At 73.7% G+C, this 19,532-nt stretch carries 20 protein-coding genes; 4 read left to right on the forward strand and 16 right to left on the reverse strand.

What is annotated here, in order from left to right; genetic code table 11:
* Positions 1-3 precede the first annotated feature (3 nt).
* A complete protein-coding gene (locus ABT014_RS28010; protein WP_350641989.1) occupies positions 4-1,380 on the reverse strand; it encodes a hypothetical protein in 1,377 nt (458 codons plus the stop codon).
* A 176-nt stretch (positions 1,381-1,556) separates the two neighbouring features.
* On the opposite strand from ABT014_RS28010, the gene ABT014_RS28015 reads away from it, so the two are divergent.
* Positions 1,557-2,477, forward strand: a complete 921-nt coding sequence (locus ABT014_RS28015; RefSeq protein ID WP_350641990.1) for a DMT family protein — start codon at positions 1,557-1,559, stop codon at positions 2,475-2,477.
* 128 nt (positions 2,478-2,605) lie between these two features.
* Here ABT014_RS28015 and mutM read toward each other — a convergent pair whose 3' ends face one another.
* The 9 genes from mutM to ABT014_RS28060 all read right to left on the reverse strand — a co-directional run bounded on the left by mutM (position 2,606) and on the right by ABT014_RS28060 (position 11,776).
* Positions 2,606-3,466, reverse strand: coding sequence for a bifunctional DNA-formamidopyrimidine glycosylase/DNA-(apurinic or apyrimidinic site) lyase (gene mutM / locus ABT014_RS28020; protein WP_350641991.1), 861 nt, complete (start codon positions 3,464-3,466; stop codon positions 2,606-2,608).
* A gap of 19 nt (positions 3,467-3,485) precedes the next feature.
* Positions 3,486-4,277 carry a ribonuclease III gene (gene rnc / locus ABT014_RS28025; RefSeq protein ID WP_350641992.1) on the reverse strand — a complete coding sequence of 264 codons (792 nt, stop codon included), beginning with the start codon at positions 4,275-4,277 and terminating at the stop codon, positions 3,486-3,488.
* Positions 4,278-4,297: 20 nt separating this feature from the next.
* Positions 4,298-4,471, reverse strand: coding sequence for a 50S ribosomal protein L32 (rpmF, locus tag ABT014_RS28030; protein WP_350641993.1), 174 nt, complete (start codon positions 4,469-4,471; stop codon positions 4,298-4,300).
* A 2-nt stretch (positions 4,472-4,473) separates the two neighbouring features.
* Positions 4,474-5,121, reverse strand: coding sequence for a YceD family protein (locus ABT014_RS28035; protein WP_350641994.1), 648 nt, complete (start codon positions 5,119-5,121; stop codon positions 4,474-4,476).
* A gap of 169 nt (positions 5,122-5,290) precedes the next feature.
* Positions 5,291-6,526 (reverse strand): F0F1 ATP synthase subunit B, encoded by a 1,236-nt coding sequence (locus tag ABT014_RS28040; protein WP_350641995.1) that lies wholly within the window; start codon positions 6,524-6,526, stop codon positions 5,291-5,293.
* A gap of 191 nt (positions 6,527-6,717) precedes the next feature.
* Positions 6,718-7,203 (reverse strand): pantetheine-phosphate adenylyltransferase, encoded by a 486-nt coding sequence (gene coaD, locus ABT014_RS28045; protein WP_350641996.1) that lies wholly within the window; start codon positions 7,201-7,203, stop codon positions 6,718-6,720.
* Between the two features lie 31 nt (positions 7,204-7,234).
* Complete coding sequence (rsmD, locus tag ABT014_RS28050; RefSeq protein WP_350641997.1) at positions 7,235-7,822, reverse strand: 16S rRNA (guanine(966)-N(2))-methyltransferase RsmD; 588 nt, start codon at positions 7,820-7,822, stop codon at positions 7,235-7,237.
* Positions 7,823-7,908: 86 nt separating this feature from the next.
* On the reverse strand, positions 7,909-10,110 hold the full coding sequence (gene recG, locus ABT014_RS28055; RefSeq protein WP_350641998.1) for an ATP-dependent DNA helicase RecG: 2,202 nt from the start codon (positions 10,108-10,110) through the stop codon (positions 7,909-7,911).
* A gap of 37 nt (positions 10,111-10,147) precedes the next feature.
* Positions 10,148-11,776, reverse strand: coding sequence for a DAK2 domain-containing protein (locus tag ABT014_RS28060; RefSeq protein ID WP_350641999.1), 1,629 nt, complete (start codon positions 11,774-11,776; stop codon positions 10,148-10,150).
* Between the two features lie 308 nt (positions 11,777-12,084).
* Between ABT014_RS28060 and rpmB the strand changes: the two genes are divergently transcribed.
* A complete protein-coding gene (gene rpmB, locus ABT014_RS28065; protein WP_073813963.1) occupies positions 12,085-12,270 on the forward strand; it encodes a 50S ribosomal protein L28 in 186 nt (61 codons plus the stop codon).
* A 141-nt stretch (positions 12,271-12,411) separates the two neighbouring features.
* Here rpmB and thiD read toward each other — a convergent pair whose 3' ends face one another.
* From thiD to ABT014_RS28080, 3 genes are all read right to left on the reverse strand, one after another.
* Positions 12,412-13,224 carry a bifunctional hydroxymethylpyrimidine kinase/phosphomethylpyrimidine kinase gene (thiD, locus tag ABT014_RS28070; RefSeq protein WP_350642000.1) on the reverse strand — a complete coding sequence of 271 codons (813 nt, stop codon included), beginning with the start codon at positions 13,222-13,224 and terminating at the stop codon, positions 12,412-12,414.
* A 23-nt stretch (positions 13,225-13,247) separates the two neighbouring features.
* Positions 13,248-14,273 carry an ATP-dependent 6-phosphofructokinase gene (locus tag ABT014_RS28075; protein ID WP_350642001.1) on the reverse strand — a complete coding sequence of 342 codons (1,026 nt, stop codon included), beginning with the start codon at positions 14,271-14,273 and terminating at the stop codon, positions 13,248-13,250.
* A 155-nt stretch (positions 14,274-14,428) separates the two neighbouring features.
* Positions 14,429-15,397: a thiamine-phosphate kinase gene (locus tag ABT014_RS28080; RefSeq protein WP_350642002.1), complete on the reverse strand. Its 969-nt coding sequence runs from the start codon at positions 15,395-15,397 to the stop codon at positions 14,429-14,431.
* Positions 15,398-15,638: 241 nt separating this feature from the next.
* Here ABT014_RS28080 and ABT014_RS28085 point away from each other — a divergent pair, with 241 nt between their 5' ends.
* On the forward strand, positions 15,639-15,872 hold the full coding sequence (locus tag ABT014_RS28085) for an Lrp/AsnC ligand binding domain-containing protein (protein WP_350642003.1): 234 nt from the start codon (positions 15,639-15,641) through the stop codon (positions 15,870-15,872).
* Between the two features lie 19 nt (positions 15,873-15,891).
* Positions 15,892-16,398 (forward strand): DUF3515 domain-containing protein, encoded by a 507-nt coding sequence (locus ABT014_RS28090; protein ID WP_350642004.1) that lies wholly within the window; start codon positions 15,892-15,894, stop codon positions 16,396-16,398.
* Positions 16,399-16,471: 73 nt separating this feature from the next.
* On the opposite strand, the gene ABT014_RS28095 is transcribed toward ABT014_RS28090, so the two are convergent.
* Genes ABT014_RS28095 through ABT014_RS28105 form a run of 3 tightly spaced genes read right to left on the reverse strand, consistent with a single transcriptional unit; the run spans position 16,472 to position 19,474 of the window.
* Complete coding sequence (locus tag ABT014_RS28095; RefSeq protein WP_350642005.1) at positions 16,472-17,614, reverse strand: D-alanine--D-alanine ligase family protein; 1,143 nt, start codon at positions 17,612-17,614, stop codon at positions 16,472-16,474.
* A 40-nt stretch (positions 17,615-17,654) separates the two neighbouring features.
* A complete protein-coding gene (locus tag ABT014_RS28100) occupies positions 17,655-18,605 on the reverse strand; it encodes an NAD(P)H-dependent glycerol-3-phosphate dehydrogenase (protein WP_502895118.1) in 951 nt (316 codons plus the stop codon).
* Between the two features lie 47 nt (positions 18,606-18,652).
* Positions 18,653-19,474: a lysophospholipid acyltransferase family protein gene (locus ABT014_RS28105; RefSeq protein WP_350642007.1), complete on the reverse strand. Its 822-nt coding sequence runs from the start codon at positions 19,472-19,474 to the stop codon at positions 18,653-18,655.
* Between the last annotated feature and the right edge of the window lie 58 nt (positions 19,475-19,532).

Genomic DNA, 19,532 nt, shown 5'->3' on the forward strand with positions numbered 1-19,532 from the left:
GACTCAGAAGCCACCGAAGTCGCCACCGCCGCCACCCCCGAAGTCGCCACCACCGCCGAAGTCCCCGCCGCCGCCCTGGTCGTCGAAGCCGCCGAAGTCGGAGGAGTTGAAGTCGGCGCCCGAGTAGTCGCCCGGGTCCACCCCGTTCGAGCCGTCGAAGCCGCCCGGGGTGGCGGCCCACGCCGAGCCGGAGGACATCGCCGAGCCGAGCACGGTGCCGACCAGCAGACCCGGCAGGATGCCGGAACCGAAGTAGCCGCCCGCCCAGGGGCTGTAGGCCGGGCCGGCGTTCCAGTACGGCTGGCTGCCGTGCTCGGTCTGCACGGTGCGCACGTCCGGGTCCCGGCCGTCGGCCAGCCGGGCGGCGTCGGCGGCGCAGACCGGGACGGAACGCGGTGCGCCGCCGGCCGGGGCCCACTGCGCGTCCTGCACCGACGGGCCGTGCCGCGGGTCGAAGAAGCACGGCACCCGGCGCTCGGGCAGCGCGCGGTGCTCGCGCCGGGCGGCCAGCGTCGCCAGCGAGAACCGGCCGTCCGCCAGCGCCTCGGTGACGGGCCGGACGTCCTCCGGGCGCTTCGCCGCGTCCATGGTCTGCTTGGCGCGCTCGTAGGCGTCCAGCGCCCGGCTGTAGTCGGCCCGCTGGTCGTCGTCCGCATCGGCGGCGCCGGGGCTGAACTCCAGCCGGTCCAGCTCCTCGCCGAAGGCGGTGATGTCCTCGTCCACCACCGTCCGCAGCTGGGCCAGTTCGGCCCGCTGCCGGTCGAGCTTGCGGCGCTTGGAGCGGCGGAACAGCAGGAAGGTACCGGCACCGGCCAGCGCCAGCAGGGCGAGTGGGACCGCGATCGCGGCGGCGCTCACACCGTCCGAGCCGACGCCGTGGCCCTTGGTCTGGGGCTCGGCCTGGGAGACGAAGTCGTTCAGGGTGCCGTCGATGTCACCGGGGTGGGAGCGGGCGGCCGCGCCGGCGATCCGGTCGGCGGCCGCGGGCGCCAGCGCCTGCCGGTCGGCGAAGGCGCGGAACTGGTCGCCGCGCCAGATCGCGTAGACGCCGACGATGCCGACCTTGGTCCGCAGGTCCTGGGCGACCGTCCTGGCCGGGTAGCTGTCGTCGGCCGGCACCACCGCGACGAAGATCGGCTTGTCGGCCTGCTCGATCTTCTTGGTGAGCGCGGCCGCCTGGGCCTCGGAGAACCGGCCGGTCATCGCCGGGTCGACGTAGACCTGGCCCTGCTTGAGGGCGGCGGCGGCCTGGTCCACCCCGGACCCGGCGGCCGAGGCCGGGCCGGCGAGGGCCAGCAGCAGGCCGAGCAGCAGCGCCACCAGCGCGGCCGGCAGGACGGCCGGGGCGATACCCGGGATCCGGCGGGAAACGGTTCTCATGGGACCGACGGTACCCGGCGGGGCCGGTGGTGTGCCCCTACCGCAGGCGGAGCCACCCCCGCCGACCGACCGGACTTGGCCTCCGGGGAGATCATCCGGGGCCGCGACCAGGCATAGTGGTCCCTGCTTCCCCTCCCCCTGACCCGCCTCGACCCGCCCCGATCGGAGCTTTCCCGGTGATCATCGGACTCGTCACCGCCGTTGCGGCCTCCGTCTGCTACGGCACCGGCTCCGTCCTGCAGGCCGTCGGCACCCGGCGCTCCGCCCGCGAGGAGACGGCCGCCCGGGGTGCGGCGGCCGGGTCCACCGAGCACGGCGGGCCGAGCCTCGCCTCGACCGCCAAGGCCGCGGTCACCTGGGAGTTCATCGTCGGCACGGTGCTCGACCTGATCGGCTTCGGGCTGGGCGCGCTGGCCGCCCGGCTGCTGCCGCTGTTCCTCTCCCAGACCATCATCAGCGCCAACCTGGTGATCACCGCCCTGCTCAGCATCAAGCTGCTCGGCCTGCGGCTGAAGCAGCTGGAGTGGATCTCGATCGCGGTGCTCTGCGGGGCCCTGGTGATGCTCGCCGCAGCGGCCGGGCCCGAGGGCGGGCACCACGCGGCGATGGCCTTCCACTGGTGGCTGCTGATCGGCTCGGTGGTGCTGATCGCCGGCGGCAGCCTGCTGGTACGGCGGCTCGGCCGGGGCGCCGCGATCGTGGCCGGTCTGCTGTCGGGGCTCGGGTTCGGGGCGCTGGGGGTCGGGGTGCGGATCCTCAACGGCGTCCAGCCGTTCGACCTCGGGCAGCTGCTGGGCGACCCGGCGCTGTACGCGATCCTGGTCGGCGGGATCGGCGGGATGTACCTGCACACGGTCGCGCTGCAGGTCGGCTCGGTGAACGGGGCGACCGCGGCGCTGGTGGTCGGCGAGACCGTGGTGCCGGGGGCGATCGGCGTGCTGTGGCTGGGCGACACCTCGAAGGACGGGCTCGGCTGGCTGGCGGTGCTCGGCTTCCTGGTCGCGGTGGTGAGCGCGGTGGGGGTGGCCTACTTCGGCCAGAGCGAGGCGGAGGAGCACGGCGCCCAGCCCAAGCTCCCGGAGCCGGCCGGCCACTGAGCCGCGCTGCCGGCGGCACCCCGTGCTCGGCCGGGCAACACCCAGGGGCGCGGGGAACTGCGCAGGACGGGAGGTGCGGCGCCGTCACTCCGGATTCGCGCAGTTCCCCGCGCCCCTCAGCGGAGGCTCTAGCGGGGGCGGGGGGCCCGTTGGCAGCGGGGGCAGAAGTAGCTGGAACGGTTCATCCACGGGTCGCGGCGGATCGCCGTCCCGCAGCGGCGGCAGGGCTCCCCCTCGCGCCCGTAGGCGTCCAGCTCGCGGGAGAAGTACCCGCTCTCCCCGTTCACGTTGACGTAGAGGCTGTCGAAGCTGGTGCCGCCGACGGCCAGCGCCGCGCTCATCACGTCCCGGGCGTGCCCGAGCAGCAGGTTCCCCTGCGGACGGGTCAGGGTGGCGGTCGGCCGGTCGTAGTGCAGTCCGGAGCGCCACAGCGACTCGTCGGCGTAGATGTTGCCGACCCCGCTGATCAGCGTCTGGTCGAGCAGGGCCCGCTTGACCGTGGTCCGCTTGGCCCGCAGCGCCGTCACGAAGGCGCCGTCGTCGAAGCGCGGGTCGAGCGGGTCGCGGGCGATGTGCGCGATGGAGACCGGGGTGTGCTCGGGGTCGTCCGGCTCGGCCTCCTCGACGGCCAGGCCGCCGAAGGTCCGCTGATCGACGAAGCGCAGCTCGCGGCCCCGGTCGGTGAAGCGCAGCCGCACCCGCAGGTGGGTCTCGTCCGGCACGTCCGGGTCCTGGACCAGCAGCTGGCCGCTCATCCCGAGGTGGCCGATCATCGATTGGTGGTCGCCGAGCGGCACCCAGAGGTACTTGCCGCGCCGCTGGGCCTCCCCCAGCGTGCTGCCGGTGAGCCGGGCGGCGAACTCCGCGGCGCCGCCGGGCTGCCGGCGCACGGAGCGCGGATGCAGCACCTCGACCTCGGCCACGGTACGGCCGGCGGCCCAGCGGGCCAGGCCGCGCCGGACCACCTCTACCTCGGGAAGTTCAGGCACTTCGGCCCCCCGGCCGGGTTCAGACGGCTGCGCCGGGGCGGTCGTCGGCGTACTTGGCCTTGATGGCCCGCCAGGCGCTCTCCGCGGCCTTCTGCTCTGCTTCCTTCTTCGACCGGCCGCTGCCGTGCCCGAAGTCCTCGCCGGCCACCCGGGCGGCGGCGGCGAAGGTCTTCTCGTGGTCCGGACCGGATTCGGTGACCACGTACTCCGGCACGCCGATCCCCACCGAGGCGGTGAGTTCCTGGAGGCTGGTCTTCCAGTCCAGGCCGGCGCCGAGCTGGGCGGACTCCGCGATCAGCGGGTCGAAGAGGGTGTGGACGAACACGGTGGCGGCGTCCAGGCCCCGGTCCAGGTAGACGGCGCCGATCACGGCCTCGACGGTGTCGGCGAGGATCGAGGACTTGTCGCGTCCACCGGTCCCCTCCTCACCCTTGCCGAGCCGGATGAAGGCGCCGAGGTCCAGGCCGCGGCCGACCTCGGCGAGCGCGCGGGAATTGACCACCGCGGCGCGCAGCTTGGCGAGCGTGCCCTCCGCGACCTCCGGGTGGAGGCGGTAGAGGGTGTCCGTCACCACCAGGCCCAGCACCGAGTCGCCGAGGAACTCCAGGCGCTCGTTGGTGGGCAGCCCGCCGTTCTCGTAGGCGTAGCTGCGGTGGGTCAGGGCACGCACCAGAAGGGCGCGCTCGAGCGTGTGCCCGAGGCGCCCTTCCAGGACGTCGTATTCGGTCGAGGCCGGCCCACTGCCCTTGCCCCCGTTCGAAGAGTCCTTCGCGGTGGGAGCCTGCTTGCGGGGGGAGTTGCTCTCCGACATCGATCCGTGCACCCTGCCGATCAGACCGAGAGGACCTGGCGGCGGTTGTACGTGCCGCAGCTGGGGCACGCGAGGTGACCGAGCTTCGGCTCGTGGCAGCGGTCGCACGCCACGAGGGCCGGAACGACGGCCTTCCAGTTGGACCGGCGGTGGCGCGTGTTGCTGCGCGACATCTTCCGCTTCGGAACAGCCACGGCTACTTCTCCTGGTTCTCGGCGAGACCCTCACGGGTACCGCTGTTCTTGATCCCGTCACCCTCGTCGCCGGGGGCGGCGGAGAGTCCCTGCAGTGCCGCCCACCGGGGGTCGGCGGCGTCGTGGTGGTGCGACGGGTCGTCGCTCAGGCGTGCGCCGCACTCGACGCACAGACCCAGGCAGTCGTCCTGGCACACCGGCTGCAGCGGCAGTGCGAGCACCACCGCGTCACGCAGCACCGGCTGGAGGTCGAAGTAATCGCCCTCCAGGCGGTAAGTCTCGTCTTCCGAGTCCTCGTCGAGGTCCTCGTCGGCGCCCGCCGCGCGGCCACGGCCGCGGTCGTCGGACTCCGGGTAGTAGTACAGCTCCTGGAAGTCGACCTCCAGGTCGTCGTCGACCGGCTCCAGGCAGCGCACGCACTCGCCCTCGACGCGGGCCTCGGCGGTGCCGGTCACCAGCACGCCCTCGACCACGGATTCCATCCGCAGCTCGAGGATGATCTCGGAGGTTTCCGGGACGCCGATCACGTCTTCGATGCCCAGCCCCTCGGGGGCCGTCAGGGTGCGGGATACCCGGCGCAGCGAACCGGGGCGACGGCCGAGCTCATGCGTGTCGAACACGAGCGGGTCGCGGTGGTCGAGGCGGTTCAAGGTGTCCTGACTTCCTGGCGGCGGCACGCACAGCCGTGGGTGCCGCAGGTTTTCCTGAAGAATGTGTTGCCGCCGAGTTGCGGGCAGCAGACGGCCCCGGAACAGGCCGAGTGGTCAGACTACCGGAGAGTGGGGCCAGGCCCAACTTCGGGCCCGCGCCCCCCGCCGCTCAGCGGCCGCCGAGCTCCCGCAGCCTGGTCATGTCGATCATGCTGGTGTCGAAGAAGCTGGTCTCGTCCAGGCCGCCCTGGTGCGGCACCTGGGAGTGCCCCTGGGCCTGCTGGTGCTGCTGGTGTCCGTGGCCCTGCTGGTGTCCCTGGGCCTGCTGCTGCCCGTGCTCCTGCGGGTAGCCGCCGCCGTCCGGCACCGGGTTGCCCCAGGCGTCGTACTGCTGCGCCTGCGGGTAGCCGGGCTGCTGCTGGTAGTACGGGTCCTGGCCCGGGTAGGCGGGCTGCTGCTGGTAGCCGTACCCGCCGCCGGCGGTACCGTCCGTGATCGGGTTGCCCCAGCCGTCGGTCTGCGGGGCGCCGGCCGGGTCGTAGCCGCCCTGGTAGACCTCGGCGTACTGGGTGGTGGCCGCGTACTGCTCCTCGCCGGGGGCCTGCCAGCCGGCCGCGGCGGGGGTCTGCTCCGGCCAGCTCTGCTGCTGCGGGACGGCCTCCTCGCGGTACCAGGGCTGCTCCTCGCCGTCCTCGGCGAAGCCGGAGGCGACCGCCTCGGCGCGGATCTTCAGCTGCTGGGCCTCGTCGGCGGCGGCCAGGTAGGCGCCCAGCTCGTCGATGGGCGCCTTGCCGAGGAGCTTGTCGCGGCCCTTGCCGACGGCCTGGAGGGTCTTGCTGAGCACGACCTCCAGGGTGGCGAGCTTCACATCGACGTACTCGTCGACCTCGGGGCTCGGGGTGGCGTGCGGCTGGAACTCCTCGCCCTCGGCCTCCCCCTCCGCGTCGGACTCGTAGACGCCGGCCGCGCCGCGCAGCTTCTGCCGGCCGCGGCCGACCGCGCCGAGCGTCTTGGTGAGGACGACCTCGAAGTTGGCCAGCTTGCTGTCGACGTAGTCGTCGGCCTCGGCGCGCTTGGTCTCCACCTCGGCGCGGGCCTCGCCGAGGATCCGGTCCGCCTCGGCCTGGGCCTTACGGACCACCTCGGTGTCGGAGATCAGCGAGCCGCGCTCGTCGTGCGCCCCGCGGATGATCTGGTCGGCCTGGGCGTGCGCGTCGGCCACCATCTGCTGGTGGTCGGCGACCACCGACTGCGCCTGGGCCAGTTCGGCCGGCATGGTGTCACGCAGGTCGCGGAGCAGCCCGACCAGTTCGGCCCGGTTGACCACGCAGGACGCCGACATCGGCATCGCGCGGGCGTTCTCCACCACGGCGACGATCTCGTCGAGTTTCTGCTGCACGTCCACGAGCGCATCAGTCTTTCCGTGTGCCGCCGAGGTGCGGCGGAGGCAGTCCCCGTCGGCTCGGCAGCGCCCACGGGGCGGGAGTACAGACTGTACGGCCACTGCGCCCGGAGCTCACAACGCCCGTGGCCCGGGCGCCGCCCGACAGGGGGACGTGTTGTGACGGTTCGCCAGGAAGGTCCGGCTTGCCCCGATCAGCCCCGCCGCTCGGCGATCCGCGCCACCAGCCGGCTGTTGACCACCTCGGGCAGCAGGTGGGAGACGTCACCGCCGTACGCGGCGACCTCCTTGACCAGCGAGGAGGACAGGAAGCTGTAGGTGGGCGAGGTCGGCACGAAGAGCGTCTCGACGCCGCTGAGGCCGTGGTTCATCTGCGCCATCTGCAGCTCGTAGTCGAAGTCGCTGACCGCCCGCAGGCCCTTGATGATGGCCGGGATGCCGCGCTCCCGGCAGAAGTCCACCAGCAGGCCGCTGTGCGCCTCGACCTCGATGTTGCCGTACGGCGCGCAGGTCTCCTCGATCAGCGCGATCCGCTCCTCGACCGTGAACATGCCCTGCTTGTTCCGGTTGATCAGCACGGCGACATGGACCACGTCGTACAGCTTCGAGGCCCGCTCGATGATGTCGAGGTGTCCGTTGGTGATGGGGTCGAAGGACCCCGGACAGACGGCGCGGCGCATGGCGTGCACTCCCTTGTGGGGGTAACTGGGGCTACGGGTGCTGGTCGGCCTCGGCGGCGGCGCGACCGTACCAGAGGGTGCCCTCGCCGTAGCGGCGCGAGCGCAGCGGCTCGAAACCCTCCGGCCAGCCGAACTCGCCGCCCCGGGTGCTGCGTTCCACGGTGACGAGAACCTCGTCGTCGAGCCAGCCCCCCGAGCGGAGTGTGATCAGCATCTCGCACACCTCCTGATCGGTCACCGAGTAGGGCGGATCGAGGAAGACCAGGTCGTACGGGGCGCCGGCGGGCGGGCTCCCGGCGACCACCCGCTCGGCCCGGTCGGCGCGCACCTCGGCGCCGGGCAGGCCGAGGGTGCGGACGTTCTCCCGGATCACCCGGGCGGCGGACGGGTCGGCCTCGACCAGCAGCACGTGCTCGGCCCCCCGGGACAGCGCCTCCAGGCCGACCGCGCCCGAGCCGCCGAACAGGTCGAGCATCCGGGCGCCGTGGACGGTGCCGCGCAGCGCCGCCAGCGTGGAGAACATCGCCTCCCGGGCCTTGTCGGAGGTCGGGCGGGTGGTCCGGCCGGGCGGCACGGCCAGTCGACGGCCGCCGGCCGTACCGGCGATCACGCGGGTCATGAGCGGGGAGGGTCCTTTCCTGGGGCAGCCACCACGCTATACCGGCCCGGCCGCCGGACCGCGGCGACCGACCAGCGGCGATCGGCTCAGCCCTTCTCCAGGTACTCCGCGCGGTCCTCGTCCAGCAGGCTCTCCAGCGCCGTCCGCAGCTCGGGGTGGCGGGCCAGGTCCGGGTCGTCGGCGACCAGCGCGGTGGCCTCCTCCCGGGCGGTGGCGATGACCTCCTCGTCCTCCAGCACCGAGAGCACCTTGAGCGAGGACTTCACGCCCGACTGGGCCTGCCCGAGCACGTCGCCCTCGCGGCGCTGCTCCAGGTCGATCCGGGACAGCTCGAAGCCGTCCAGCGTGCCGGCCACCGCGTCCAGCCGGGCCCGCGCCGCGCTGGCCGCGGGCATGTCGCTGACCAGCAGGCACAGGCCCGGGGCGGTGCCCCGGCCGACCCGGCCGCGGAGCTGGTGCAGCTGGGAGACGCCGAACCGGTCCGCGTCCATGATCACCATGGCGGTGGAGTTGGGCACGTTGACGCCGACCTCGATCACGGTGGTGGCGACCAGCACGTCGACCTGGCCGGCGGTGAACCGCCGCATCACCTCGTCCTTGGCCTCCGGCGCGAGGCGCCCGTGCAGGATCTCCACCCGCAGGCCGGCCAGCGGACCCTTGCCGAGCATCTCGGCGGTCTCCACCACGGACAGCGGCGGGCGGCGCTCGTCGGAGGCCGCGCCCAGGTCCTCCGGGTCGTCCGGCAGCGCCTTGCGGCGCTTCTTCGGATCGTCCGGCTCGTCCCCGATCCGCGGGCAGACCACGTACGCCTGGTGGCCCTTGCCGACCTCCTCGCGGACCCGCTCCCAGGCGCGGGCGAGGAAGTTGGGCTTCTCCACCGCGGGCACCACGTGGGTGGAGATCGGCGAGCGGCCGGCCGGCAGCTGGTCGAGGACCGAGGTCTCCAGGTCGCCGAAGACGGTCATCGCGACGGTGCGCGGGATCGGGGTCGCCGTCATCACCAGCAGGTGCGGCGGCTGCCCGCCCTTGGCGCGCAGCGCGTCGCGCTGCTCGACGCCGAACCGGTGCTGCTCGTCCACCACCACCAGGCCGAGGTCCTGGAACTGCACCTTGTCCTCGATCAGCGCGTGGGTGCCGATCGCGATGCCGGCGTCGCCGCAGGCCATGTCCAGCAGCACCTGCCGCCGGGCCGGCGCACCCATCGAGCCGGTCAGCAGCGCGACCTTGGTGCCCAGCTCGGAGCCGCCGAGCATGCCGCCCTCGGCGAGGTCGCCCATCATCTCGACGATCGAGCGGTGGTGCTGCTGGGCCAGCACCTCGGTCGGGGCGAGCAGCGCGGCCTGGCCGCCGGCGTCGACCACCGCGAGCATCGCGCGCAGCGCCACCAGGGTCTTGCCCGAGCCGACCTCGCCCTGCAGCAGCCGGTGCATCGGGTGCTCGCTCGCCAGGTCGGCGAAGACCTCGCCGCAGACCGTGTGCTGGCCCTCGGTCAGAGTGAACGGCAGCCGGGCGTCGAAGGCGTCGAGCAGGCCGCCGGGGGCGGCCCGGCGGGCCACCGCGGGCAGCGCGGAGTCGGCGGCCCGGCGCTGGGCCAGCGCGACCTGGAGCACGAAGGCCTCGTCCCAGCGCAGCCGGCTCTGGGCCCGCTCCCGGTCGGCCTGGTTGCGGGGCCGGTGGATCAGCTCCAGCGCCTCGGGCAGCGGGATCAGCTCGTGCTTGTCGCGCAGGGCGGCCGGCAGCGGCTCCCCCACGTCGCCGAGGTGCTTGTCCAGCGCCGTGCGCACGCACAGCTCCAGCTTCCAGCTGGGCAGCTGGGCGCTGGCCGGGTAGACCGGGATCAGCCGGCCGGCGAACTGCTCGGCGGCGTCGGAGCCGGCCTCCTCGTCCAGCAGCTGGTAGTCCGGGGAGGCGAGCTGGCGGGTGCGGTTGAACAGGCCGACCTTGCCCGCGAACAGGCCCTGGGCGCCGGGGCGCAGCTCCTTCTGCCGCCAGCCCTGGTTGAAGAAGACCAGGCTGAGCCGGCTGCGCCCGTCGGTGACCACCACCTCCAGGCGGTCGCCCTTGCGTCCCTTGAACGGGATCAGGGTGACCTTCTCGATCCTGGCCAGCACCGTGACGTGCTCGTCCACCTCCAGCTCGTCCAGGCTGGTGAGCGAGCCGCGTTCGACGTACCGGCGCGGGTAGTGGTGCAGCAGGTCGCCGACCGTGCGCAGCTTGAGGCTGTCGGCCAGCACCTTCGCGGTGCGGTCGCCGACCAGCTTGGTCAGTGGTTCATCGAGAGCGCCCATCAGCACCTATTGGACACCACCGGGCGGACAGTGCGGGCTACTCCACCCCGATGAGCAGCGGAGCCGACTCCTGGCCGCCGAGGTAGACCACGGTGTCCACCTCGGGCCGCTGCCGGCGGGCGTGCGCGACCAGCTGGTCGGCGAGCGCGTCGGGGGCGCCCTCGCCGAGCACCAGGGTGACCAGTTCGCCGCCGGCGGCCAGCATCCGGGCGAGCACGGTGGCCGCGGTGCCGGCCAGCTCGGAGCCGATCAGGGCGACGTCGCCGTCGATCAGGCCGAGCACGTCGCCGGCCTGGCAGACGCCGGCCATGGTCCACGACTCGCCCTCGGCGACCGCGAGTTCGGCGTAGCGGGTGGCGCCGGCGGCGGAGGTCATGGCGACCACGTCCTCGTCGAAGCGGCGGGCGGGCTCGTGCACGGCGAGCGCCGCGAGCCCCTGGACCGGGGAGCGGGTGGGCAGCACCGCGATCCGCAGCCCCTCCTCGCGGAGCTGGTCGGCGGCGGCGCCGGCGGCGGCGCGCAGTTCGGGGTCGTTCAGCAGCAGGACGACCTCGCGGGCGGCGCAGCGCCGGACCGCCTCGACCAGTTCGGAGCTGGCCGGCGGGTGGTCGGGGTCGGCGAAGAGCACGGCGGAGCCGGCCTGTTCGCAGAGTTCGGCGAGCCCGCTGCCGGTCACCACGCTGAGCACGGCCCGGCCCTGCGGGGCGGGTGCGGGCATCTCGCCGACCCGGGCCGCGGCCTCCGCGAAGTGCGTGATCCGGATCCGGTACGGGCGGCCCGCCTCCACCCCGGCCTCGACCGCGGCGCCGGCGTCGTCGACGTGCACGTGGACGTTCCACAGGCCGTCGCCGCCGCCGACCACCAGCGAGTCGCCGAGCCCGGCCAGCGTGGTCCGCAGGCCGGGCATCGCCTCGTCGGGCGCGTCCAGCAGGTAGATCACCTCGAACGCGGGGTGGCCGGGGCCGGCCGGCCGCTCGTGGCCGGCGCAGCCCGTGGCGGGACCGGGGGCGGGCACCGCGGCCTCGCCGCGCAGGGCCAGCGGTCCCATCGGGCTCTGTCCGCAGACCGCGTCCAGCAGCGCGCCGAGCACGGCCACCAGTCCGCGCCCGCCGGCGTCCACCACGCCGGCCTCGGCCAGCACGTCCAGCTGCTGCGGGGTGCGCACCAGCGCCTCGCGGGCGGCCCGGTGGGCGGCGTCGGCGACGGCGGGCAGGCCGTCGGGGCTGTCGCGGGCCCCGCGGGCGGCGGCGGCGGCGACGGTGAGCAGGGTGCCCTCGACCGGGTCGGCGACGGCCTGGTAGGCGGCCCGGGCGGCGGCGTCCAGGGCGAGCCGCAGCTGTGCGGGGCCGCCACCGTCGGCCAGCGCACCGGACAGGCCGCGCAGCCACTGGGCGAGGATCACCCCGGAGTTGCCGCGCGCGCCGAGCAGGGCGCCGCGGGCCACCGCCGCCAGGGCGGGGCCGAGGCCGGGCTCGGGGTGCTCGGTGAAGCAGGTCTCGCCGTGCGCGGCGGCCGATTCGACGGTGAGGTAGAGGTTGGTGCCGGTGTCGCCGTCGGGCACGGGGTAGACGTTGAGCGCGTCGATCTCCTCGCGGGCCTGGCCGAGTGCGGCGAGCGCCAGCCGGTACCAGGTGCGGACGGCCGGGGCGTCGAGCGTGTCCAGCACCAGGTCTCCTCCGGGTGAACGCCACGGGAACGCGACTGAACGCGGTGGCTAGGGCGATGCTGGCAGGTTATCGGTGCCCGGCCGCGGTCCGCCCGCGCGGTCGGTGCCGGCCGGCGACCGGCGGCCGGGCACGATCACGGCCCTGAGCATGGTAGTTTCGTTCAGCGGGAGCACCCGATGTATGCTTCTGCGGTTGCCTGGAACAACCCGGGCTCACCCCCTTGAACCGGTCCGTTCCCACGCGAGTGGGGCGGTGGCTCAGCCGGGGTTTTCGAACGTACCTGATCTGAAGTCTTGGAGTGACTCCTGTGGCTGCCAACTGCGACGTCTGCGGCAAGGGGCCGGGCTTCGGCAACAGCATCTCCCACTCGCACCGCCGTACCCCTCGTCGTTGGAACCCCAACATCCAGACGGTGCGCGCTGTGGTTGGGCGGACGCCGAAGCGGCTCAACGTCTGCACCTCGTGCATCAAGGCCGGTAAGGTCTCGCGCTGACGCGCAGACCGGTAAGCCGGTCCTCCGGACAGCCGATCCATCCTCGGGTGGGTCGGCTGCTCTGTTGTTCCGGGCCTGCACGGCGCTGCGGGGGTCAGGAGGTTCTCCTCCTGACCCCCGCAGTGCTGTGTCCGGGCCCGCTCAGCGCAGGCGCCAGCCGTGGTCGACCGGGCCGATGCCCGCACCCAGCGCGAAGCCGGCCGCGATCGCGCCGGTGACGTACTCCTTGGCGGCGGCCACCGCCGCGGGCATCCCCGCGCCCTTGGCGAGTTCGGCGGCGATCGAGCTGGCCAGGGTGCAGCCGGTGCCGTGGGTGTGCCGGTTGTCGTAGCGCGGCGCGCGGTACCAGTGCTCGCTGCCGTCCGAGCCGACCAGCAGGTCGGCGGCCTCGCCCTCCAGGTGGCCGCCCTTGACCAGCACCCAGCGGGGGCCGAACCCGAGCAGGGCCTCGGCCGCGGCGCGCATCCCGGGCTGCCCGGTGACCTCGATGCCGGTGAGCTGCGTCACCTCGTGCAGGTTGGGGGTGGCCAGGGTGGCCACCGGCAGCAGCCGCTCCCGTACGGTGGCGACCGCCTCGGCCGCCAGCAGCGCGTCACCGTGCTTGGAGACCCCGACCGGGTCGACCACCACCGGCGCCCCGACCCCGGCCAGCAGCTCGGCGACCACCTCGACCAGCTCGACCGAGGCCAGCATGCCGGTCTTCACCGCCTGCACGCCGATGTCGTCGACCACGCTGCGGAACTGCGCGCGGACGGCCTCCGCCGGCAGCTCCCAGTAGCCCTGCACGCCGAGCGAGTTCTGCGCGGTGACGGCGGTGATCACGCTCATGCCGTGCACGCCGAGGGCGAGCATCGCCTTGAGGTCGGCCTGGATGCCCGCGCCGCCGCCCGAGTCGGAGCCGGCCACGGTGAGCACCCGCGGGGGTGCGGAGGAGGGGTGGACTGTCGAAACCATGCCGCCAACCTACCGGCAGCGGCTCACAGCACCGCTTCCGATTCGGACCAGCGGGCCTCGGGCACGGTCTTCAGCCGGGTGACCGCGTCGCCGATCGACACCAGCCGGATGTTGTTGCCGCGCAACGCGGTGAAGTGCCCGAACGCGCCCTTGTGCACGGCCTCCACGGCGTGCCAGCCGAACCGGGTGGCGAGCACCCGATCCCGGGCGGTGGGGGTGCCGCCGCGCTGGGTGTGCCCGAGGATGACCGGCCGGGCCTCCTTGCCGAGCAGCCCCTCCAGCTCGTTGGCGAGCCGGTTGCCGATCCCGCCGAAGGTGCGGTGGCCGTACTGGTCGACGTGGCCGTGCTCGAACCGCAGCGTTCCGGGCAGCGGTTCGGCGCCCTCCGCGACGGCGATGATGGCGAACTTCTTGCCGCGCCGGAACCGCTCCTCGATCATCCGGGCGAGCACCTCGATGTCGAAGGGCTTCTCCGGGATCAGGATGCCGTGCGCGCCGCCGGCCACCCCCGCGGTCAGGGTAATCCAGCCCGTGTGCCGGCCCATCAGCTCGACCACCATCACCCGCTGGTGCGACTCGGCGGTGGTCTTCAGCCGGTCGATCGCGTCGGTGGCCACGTGCACGGCGGTGTCGAAGCCGAAGGTGACGTCGGTGGCGTCGATGTCGTTGTCGATCGTCTTCGGCACGCCGACCACCGGCAGCCCGGCGTCGCTGAACAGCTTGGCGGCGGTCAGCGTGCCCTCGCCGCCGATCGCGATCAGCGCGTCGATGCCGATGCTGCGGGCCAGGATCCGGGCGTTGTCGACGGCCCACTCGATCCGCTCGCGCTGCACCCGGGCCGAGCCGAGGATGGTGCCGCCGAGCGTGAGCAGCCCGGTGACGTCGTCGTGCGAGACCACCCGGCTGCGCCCCTCGATCAGGCCGAGGAAGCCGTCCTCGATGCCGACGATCTCGTCCCCGTGGACGTCGGTGCCCCGGTGCACCACCGACCTGATCACCGCGTTGAGGCCGGGGCAGTCGCCGCCGCTGGTCAGGACGCCGATTCGCATGGTGGCAGTGCTCTCCCGCTCCGTGGGGCCCGGCAGGGCGCCGGGCCGGTGCCGACAGCGCAAGCGTACGCACTCGCCCCTGCCGCGGCCCCGCTCCCGCGCCACCGTCCCACGATACGGACGGTGACCGGCCGGTCACCGTCCGGGCGGGCGGTTCACTGCTCGGCGAAGTGGTCCCAGCCGCCGGCCCGGTCCCAGGGCGCGCCGTCCACCGTGACCCGGCCGCCGCGGGCCGCGCTCGCGGTGCGCACCACCTCACCCACCACCCGCCAGCGGGCGGGCAGTTGGACCGACTTCGGGAAGGTGGCCACGATCGCGTGGTCCTCCCCGCCGGAGAGCACCCACAGCAGCGGGTCCACCCCGACCGCCTGGCCGATGTCGGCCATCTGCGCCGGGACGTCGAAGTCGGCGGCGCGCAGGTCGATGTCGACGCCGCTGGCCCGGGCGACGTGGCCGAGGTCGGCGACCAGGCCGTCGCTCACGTCCACCATCGCGTTGGCCCCGAGGTCGGCCGCGGCCGGGCCCGCGTGGTACGGCGGTTCGGGGCGCCGGTGCGCCTCCACGAAGGCCCGCGGGGAGCGGAACCCGCGCTGCAGCACCGTCAGGCCGGCGGCGGACCAGCCCAGCCAGCCGGTCACCGCGACCACGTCGCCGACCTGGGCGCCGGAGCGCAGCACCGGGGCGCGGCCCTGCAGGTCGCCCAGCGCGGTGATGGCCAGCGTGATGGTGTCGCCGCGCACCACGTCGCCGCCGACCACGGTGGCGCCGGCCACCTGGCACTCGTCGCGCAGCCCGTCCATCAGCTCGGTCGCCCAGGTGGTGGGCAGGTCGGCGGGGGTCACCAGGCCGAGCAGGATCGCGGTGGGCACCGCGCCCATCGCGGCCACGTCCGCGAGGTTCTGCGCGGCGGACTTGCGGCCGACGTCGTAGGCGGTGGACCAGTCACGGCGGAAGTGCCGGCCCTCGATCAGCACGTCGGTGGTGGCCACCACGCGCCCGTCCGAGGCCTTGACCACGGCCGCGTCGTCCCCCGGTCCGAGTTCGACGGCCGGGGTCAGCGGCAGCCGGGCGGTCAGCTCCCGGATGAGTCCGAACTCGCCGAGCTCGCCCACGGTCCCCTGCATCTGCCGTCCTCTCGACTCAATCCGTCCGGCCCCGCGGAAGGCTCCGCCGCCGGGTCGGGGCCCGTCCGCCCGCCACGGCCGCGCGCCCCCGCGCGCAGCGTACGCCCTCGGGCCCGGCAGGGGACTCCCGTACCGGCGCCAGCGCGCGGTAGCGTGGTGATCAGCCTGTCGGTCGGCCCGCCGCACCACTCCTGGCCGGTCCCGGGGGGCGATCTCCGTTCCGAGCCGCCTGGAGGTCCCTGTGGTCCATGCATACATCCTGATCCAGACCGAGGTGGGCAAGGCGACGGCCGTGGCCCAGTCCATCTCGAAGATCGAGGGCGTCCTCACCGCCGAGGACGTCACCGGACCGTACGACGTGATCGTCCGCGCCGCGGCCGACACGATGGACAACCTCGGCCGGATGGTCGTGGCCCAGGTCCAGCAGGTCGAGGGCATCACGCGCACGCTGACCTGTCCGGTGGTCAACCTGTAAGCCCGGATAGCATCGGCGGGTGACCGTGACCTCCCGCCTCGCCGCGCTGCCCGCCCCGGTCCGCTGGCTCACCCCGCCGGCGGTGCTGCTGGGCGGCATCGTGCTGCTCGCGGCCGCCTGGACCGGGCCGGCGGACGTCACGCCGCCGGTGCCCCGGGCGGCCGTCGCCGGCTACTGCGAGGCCCTGGACAAGGCCCTGCCGAAAACCGTGCTGGGCCACCCCCGGCAGGACCCGTCGCCGGCCTCCCCGTACACCGCCGCCTGGGGCAGCTCGCCCCGGACGGTGCTGCGCTGCGGCATCGAGCGGCCCGGCTACCTGGACGACGACCCGCTGCGGAACTCGCCGGAGATCAACGACGTGCAGTGGGGGATGTCCGAGACGGCCGACGGCGGGTACCGGTTCGTCACCACGCTGCGCAGGACGTACGTGGAGGTGGAGGTGCCCAAGGGGGCCTACCCGAACTACTCGGACCCGCTGAGCTCGCTCACCGACGCGATCAAGGCGACCGTCCCCGACGGGCTGTGACCGGCGGGCCGGCGCCGCTCCCGGTCACCCGGGGACGGCGCCGGCCCGACGCGGGACGGTCGGCGCAGGCCGGTCAGCGCAGGCCGGTGGAGCGCCGCAGCGCGGCCTGCAGCAGACGGTCGATCAGCTCCGGGTACGGCACCCCGCTGGCCTGCCACATCTTCGGGTAGGCGGAGATGGGCGTGAAGCCGGGCATGGTGTTGATCTCGTTGACCATCCAGCTGCCGTCCTCCAGCAGGAAGAAGTCGACCCGGGCCAGCCCCTCGCAGCCGAGCGCCTCGAAGGCGGCCACGGCCTGGCGCCGGATCTCGGCGGTCTGCGCCTCGTCCAGCTTCGCCGGGATCTCCACCTCGGAGGAGTCGATGTACTTGGCCTCGAAGTCGTAGAACTCGAAGTCGCCGCCGACCACGATCTCGGCCGGCACGCTGGCCCGCGGGCCGTCCTCGAACTCCAGCACCGCGCACTCGATCTCGCGACCGGTCACCCCGGCCTCGACGATGATCTTCGGGTCGTGGCGGCGGGCCTCCTCGATCGCCGCGTCCAGCTGGGCCAGGTCCTTGACCTTGGTGATGCCCATGCTGGAGCCGGCCCGGCAGGGCTTGACGAACAGCGGCAGCCCGAGCCCGGCGATCCGCTCGCGGGCGGCGGCCCGGCCCTGCTCGCTCTCCCACTCGCGCGGGCGCACCACGGTCCAGTCGCCCACGCCGATGCCGTGCGAGGCGAGGATCCGCTTGGTGTACTCCTTGTCCATGCCGGCCGCGCTGGCCAGCACGCCGGAGCCGACGTACGGCACCCCGGAGAGCTCCAGCAGGCCCTGCAGCGTGCCGTCCTCGCCCCAGGGGCCGTGCAGCAGCGGCAGCACCACGTCCACCTCGCCGAGCACCTTCGGCGCGGCGCCGGGCTCGCTCCAGACCACCTCGCGGCTGCCGGGGTTGCCGGGCAGGGACACCTGGCCCTCGGTGGACTCGGCGACCTGGTCGACGTCCGGCAGCCGGCCGTCGGTGATCGCCATCCGGCCGGGCTCGTCCCCGACCAGGGCCCAGCGGCCCTCATGGGTGATGCCGATCGGCAGCACCTCGTACTTGCTCCGGTCGATCGCTCGGAGCACGCTGCCGGCCGTGACGACCGAGATGGGGTGCTCGGAGCTGCGGCCGCCGAAGACGATCGCGACGCGCGGCTTGGCCGCGTGGTCCGGGGAGGTCTTTTCGATGCTCATATCGCTTTTGAGACTACCGTGCGGATGTTTCCGGTTCTCGTCACCGGCGCTCCGGCTTCGCCGAACGGGCCATCAGGCCCTTGAGCACCTCGTGGGTCGGGCGGCCGTTGTGCACCACGTCGACCACCGCCTCGACGATCGGCATGTCGACGCCGCTGCGGCGGGCCAGGTCGAGCACCGACTCGCAGGACTTGACGCCCTCCGCGGTCTGGCTGGTGGCCGCGACCGCCTGCTCCAGGGTCATGCCCCGGCCGAGGTTGGTGCCGAAGGTGTGGTTGCGGGACAGCGGCGAGGAGCAGGTGGCCACCAGGTCGCCCATCCCGGCGAGGCCGGCGAAGGTGAGCGGGTCGGCGCCCAGCGCGACCCCGAGCCGGGTGGTCTCGGCCAGGCCGCGGGTGATCAGCGTGGCCTTGGTGTTGTCGCCCAGGCCCATCCCGTCGGCCATGCCGACGGCCAGGCCGATCACGTTCTTGACCGCCCCGCCGAGCTCGCAGCCGACCACGTCGGTGTTGGTGTACGGGCGGAAGTACGGCGTGTGGCAGGCGGTCTGGAGCCGTTTGGCGACCGACTCGTCGGTGCAGGCGACCACGGTGGCGGCCGGCTGCCGGTTGGCGATCTCCCGGGCCAGGTTGGGCCCGCTGACCACGGCGACCCGCTCGGGGCCGACCCCGGCCACCTCCTGGAGCACCTCGGTCATCCGCTTGGCGGTGCCGAGCTCGATGCCCTTCATCAGGCTGACCAGCACCGTCCGCGGGCCGAGCAGCGGCGCCCAGGCGGCGAGGTTCTCGCGCAGCGTCTGGGACGGCACCACCAGGACCGCGAAGTCCGCGTCCGCCATCGCCTCGGCGGGGTCGGCGGTGGCCCGCACCGAGGCGGGCAGCGGGACGCCCGGCAGGTAGTCCGGGTTGACCCGGGTCCGGTTGATCTCGTCGGCCAGCTCCTTGCGGCGGCCCCACAGCGAGACCTCGCAGCCGGCGTCGGCCAGGATCATCGCGAAGGCCGTGCCCCAGGAGCCGTTCCCGAACACCGCGCACCGGGTCACTGGGCCTGCTCCTCGGTGCCGGTCCCCTTGGTCGCGGCCCGGTCGCCCTTGCCCTCGGCGGCGGCGGCCCGCTCCCGGGCGGCCCGGCGCATGTCGTAGCGGACGGCCGGCGGCTGCTCGTCGCGGATGCCGGCGAGCACGTCGGTGATCGCCACCATGATGTCCTCGGTGGCCTCGCGCAGCACCTGGGCGGTGAGTTCCTTGCCCTGGTAGCGGCTCAGGTCCACCGGCGGGCCGGCGGCCACCGTCACCCGGTGCCGGGGGAAGAGGTTGAACCTGCTCTTGCCGCCGCGCCCGTACGGCGGGACGATCTCGTGCGCGCCCCAGTGCGCGACCGGGATCACCGGCGCGCCCGTCATCAGCGCGACCCGGGCGGCGCCGCTCTTGCCGGTCATCGGCCACAGGTCCGGGTCCCGGGTCAGCGTGCCCTCGGGGTAGAACTGCACGCACTGGCCGCCCTCGATCGCCTCGATCGCGGCACGGAAGGCGGCGGCGGCGTCGGTGGACTCGCGGAACACCGGGATCTGGCCGGTCTTGCGCAGCATGAAGCCGATGAACGGCACCGAGAACAGCTGGGACTTGCCGAGTATCCGCGGCGGGCGCCCGCTGTTGTACTGCCAGTGCGCGTACACCACCGGGTCGATGACCGAGTTGTGGTTCACCACCGCCAGGAAGCCGCCCTCCTTGGGGAGGTGCTCCCATCCGCGCCAGTCCGGCTTCACCAGGGCGGTGGTCACCGGCTTCACCAGCACGGCCGCGAAGCGGTACCAGATGCCGTAGTCGGCGTTGCCGAACCTGGCGTTCGAGCGGCGGGCCACCCCAGCTCCTCCTCATCCGGTGCGGCACCCCGGGTGCCGCACGTCTTCCGTCGCCTCC

The organism is Kitasatospora sp. NPDC094015 (genome assembly GCF_040304075.1).
Lineage (GTDB): Bacteria > Actinomycetota > Actinomycetes > Streptomycetales > Streptomycetaceae > Kitasatospora.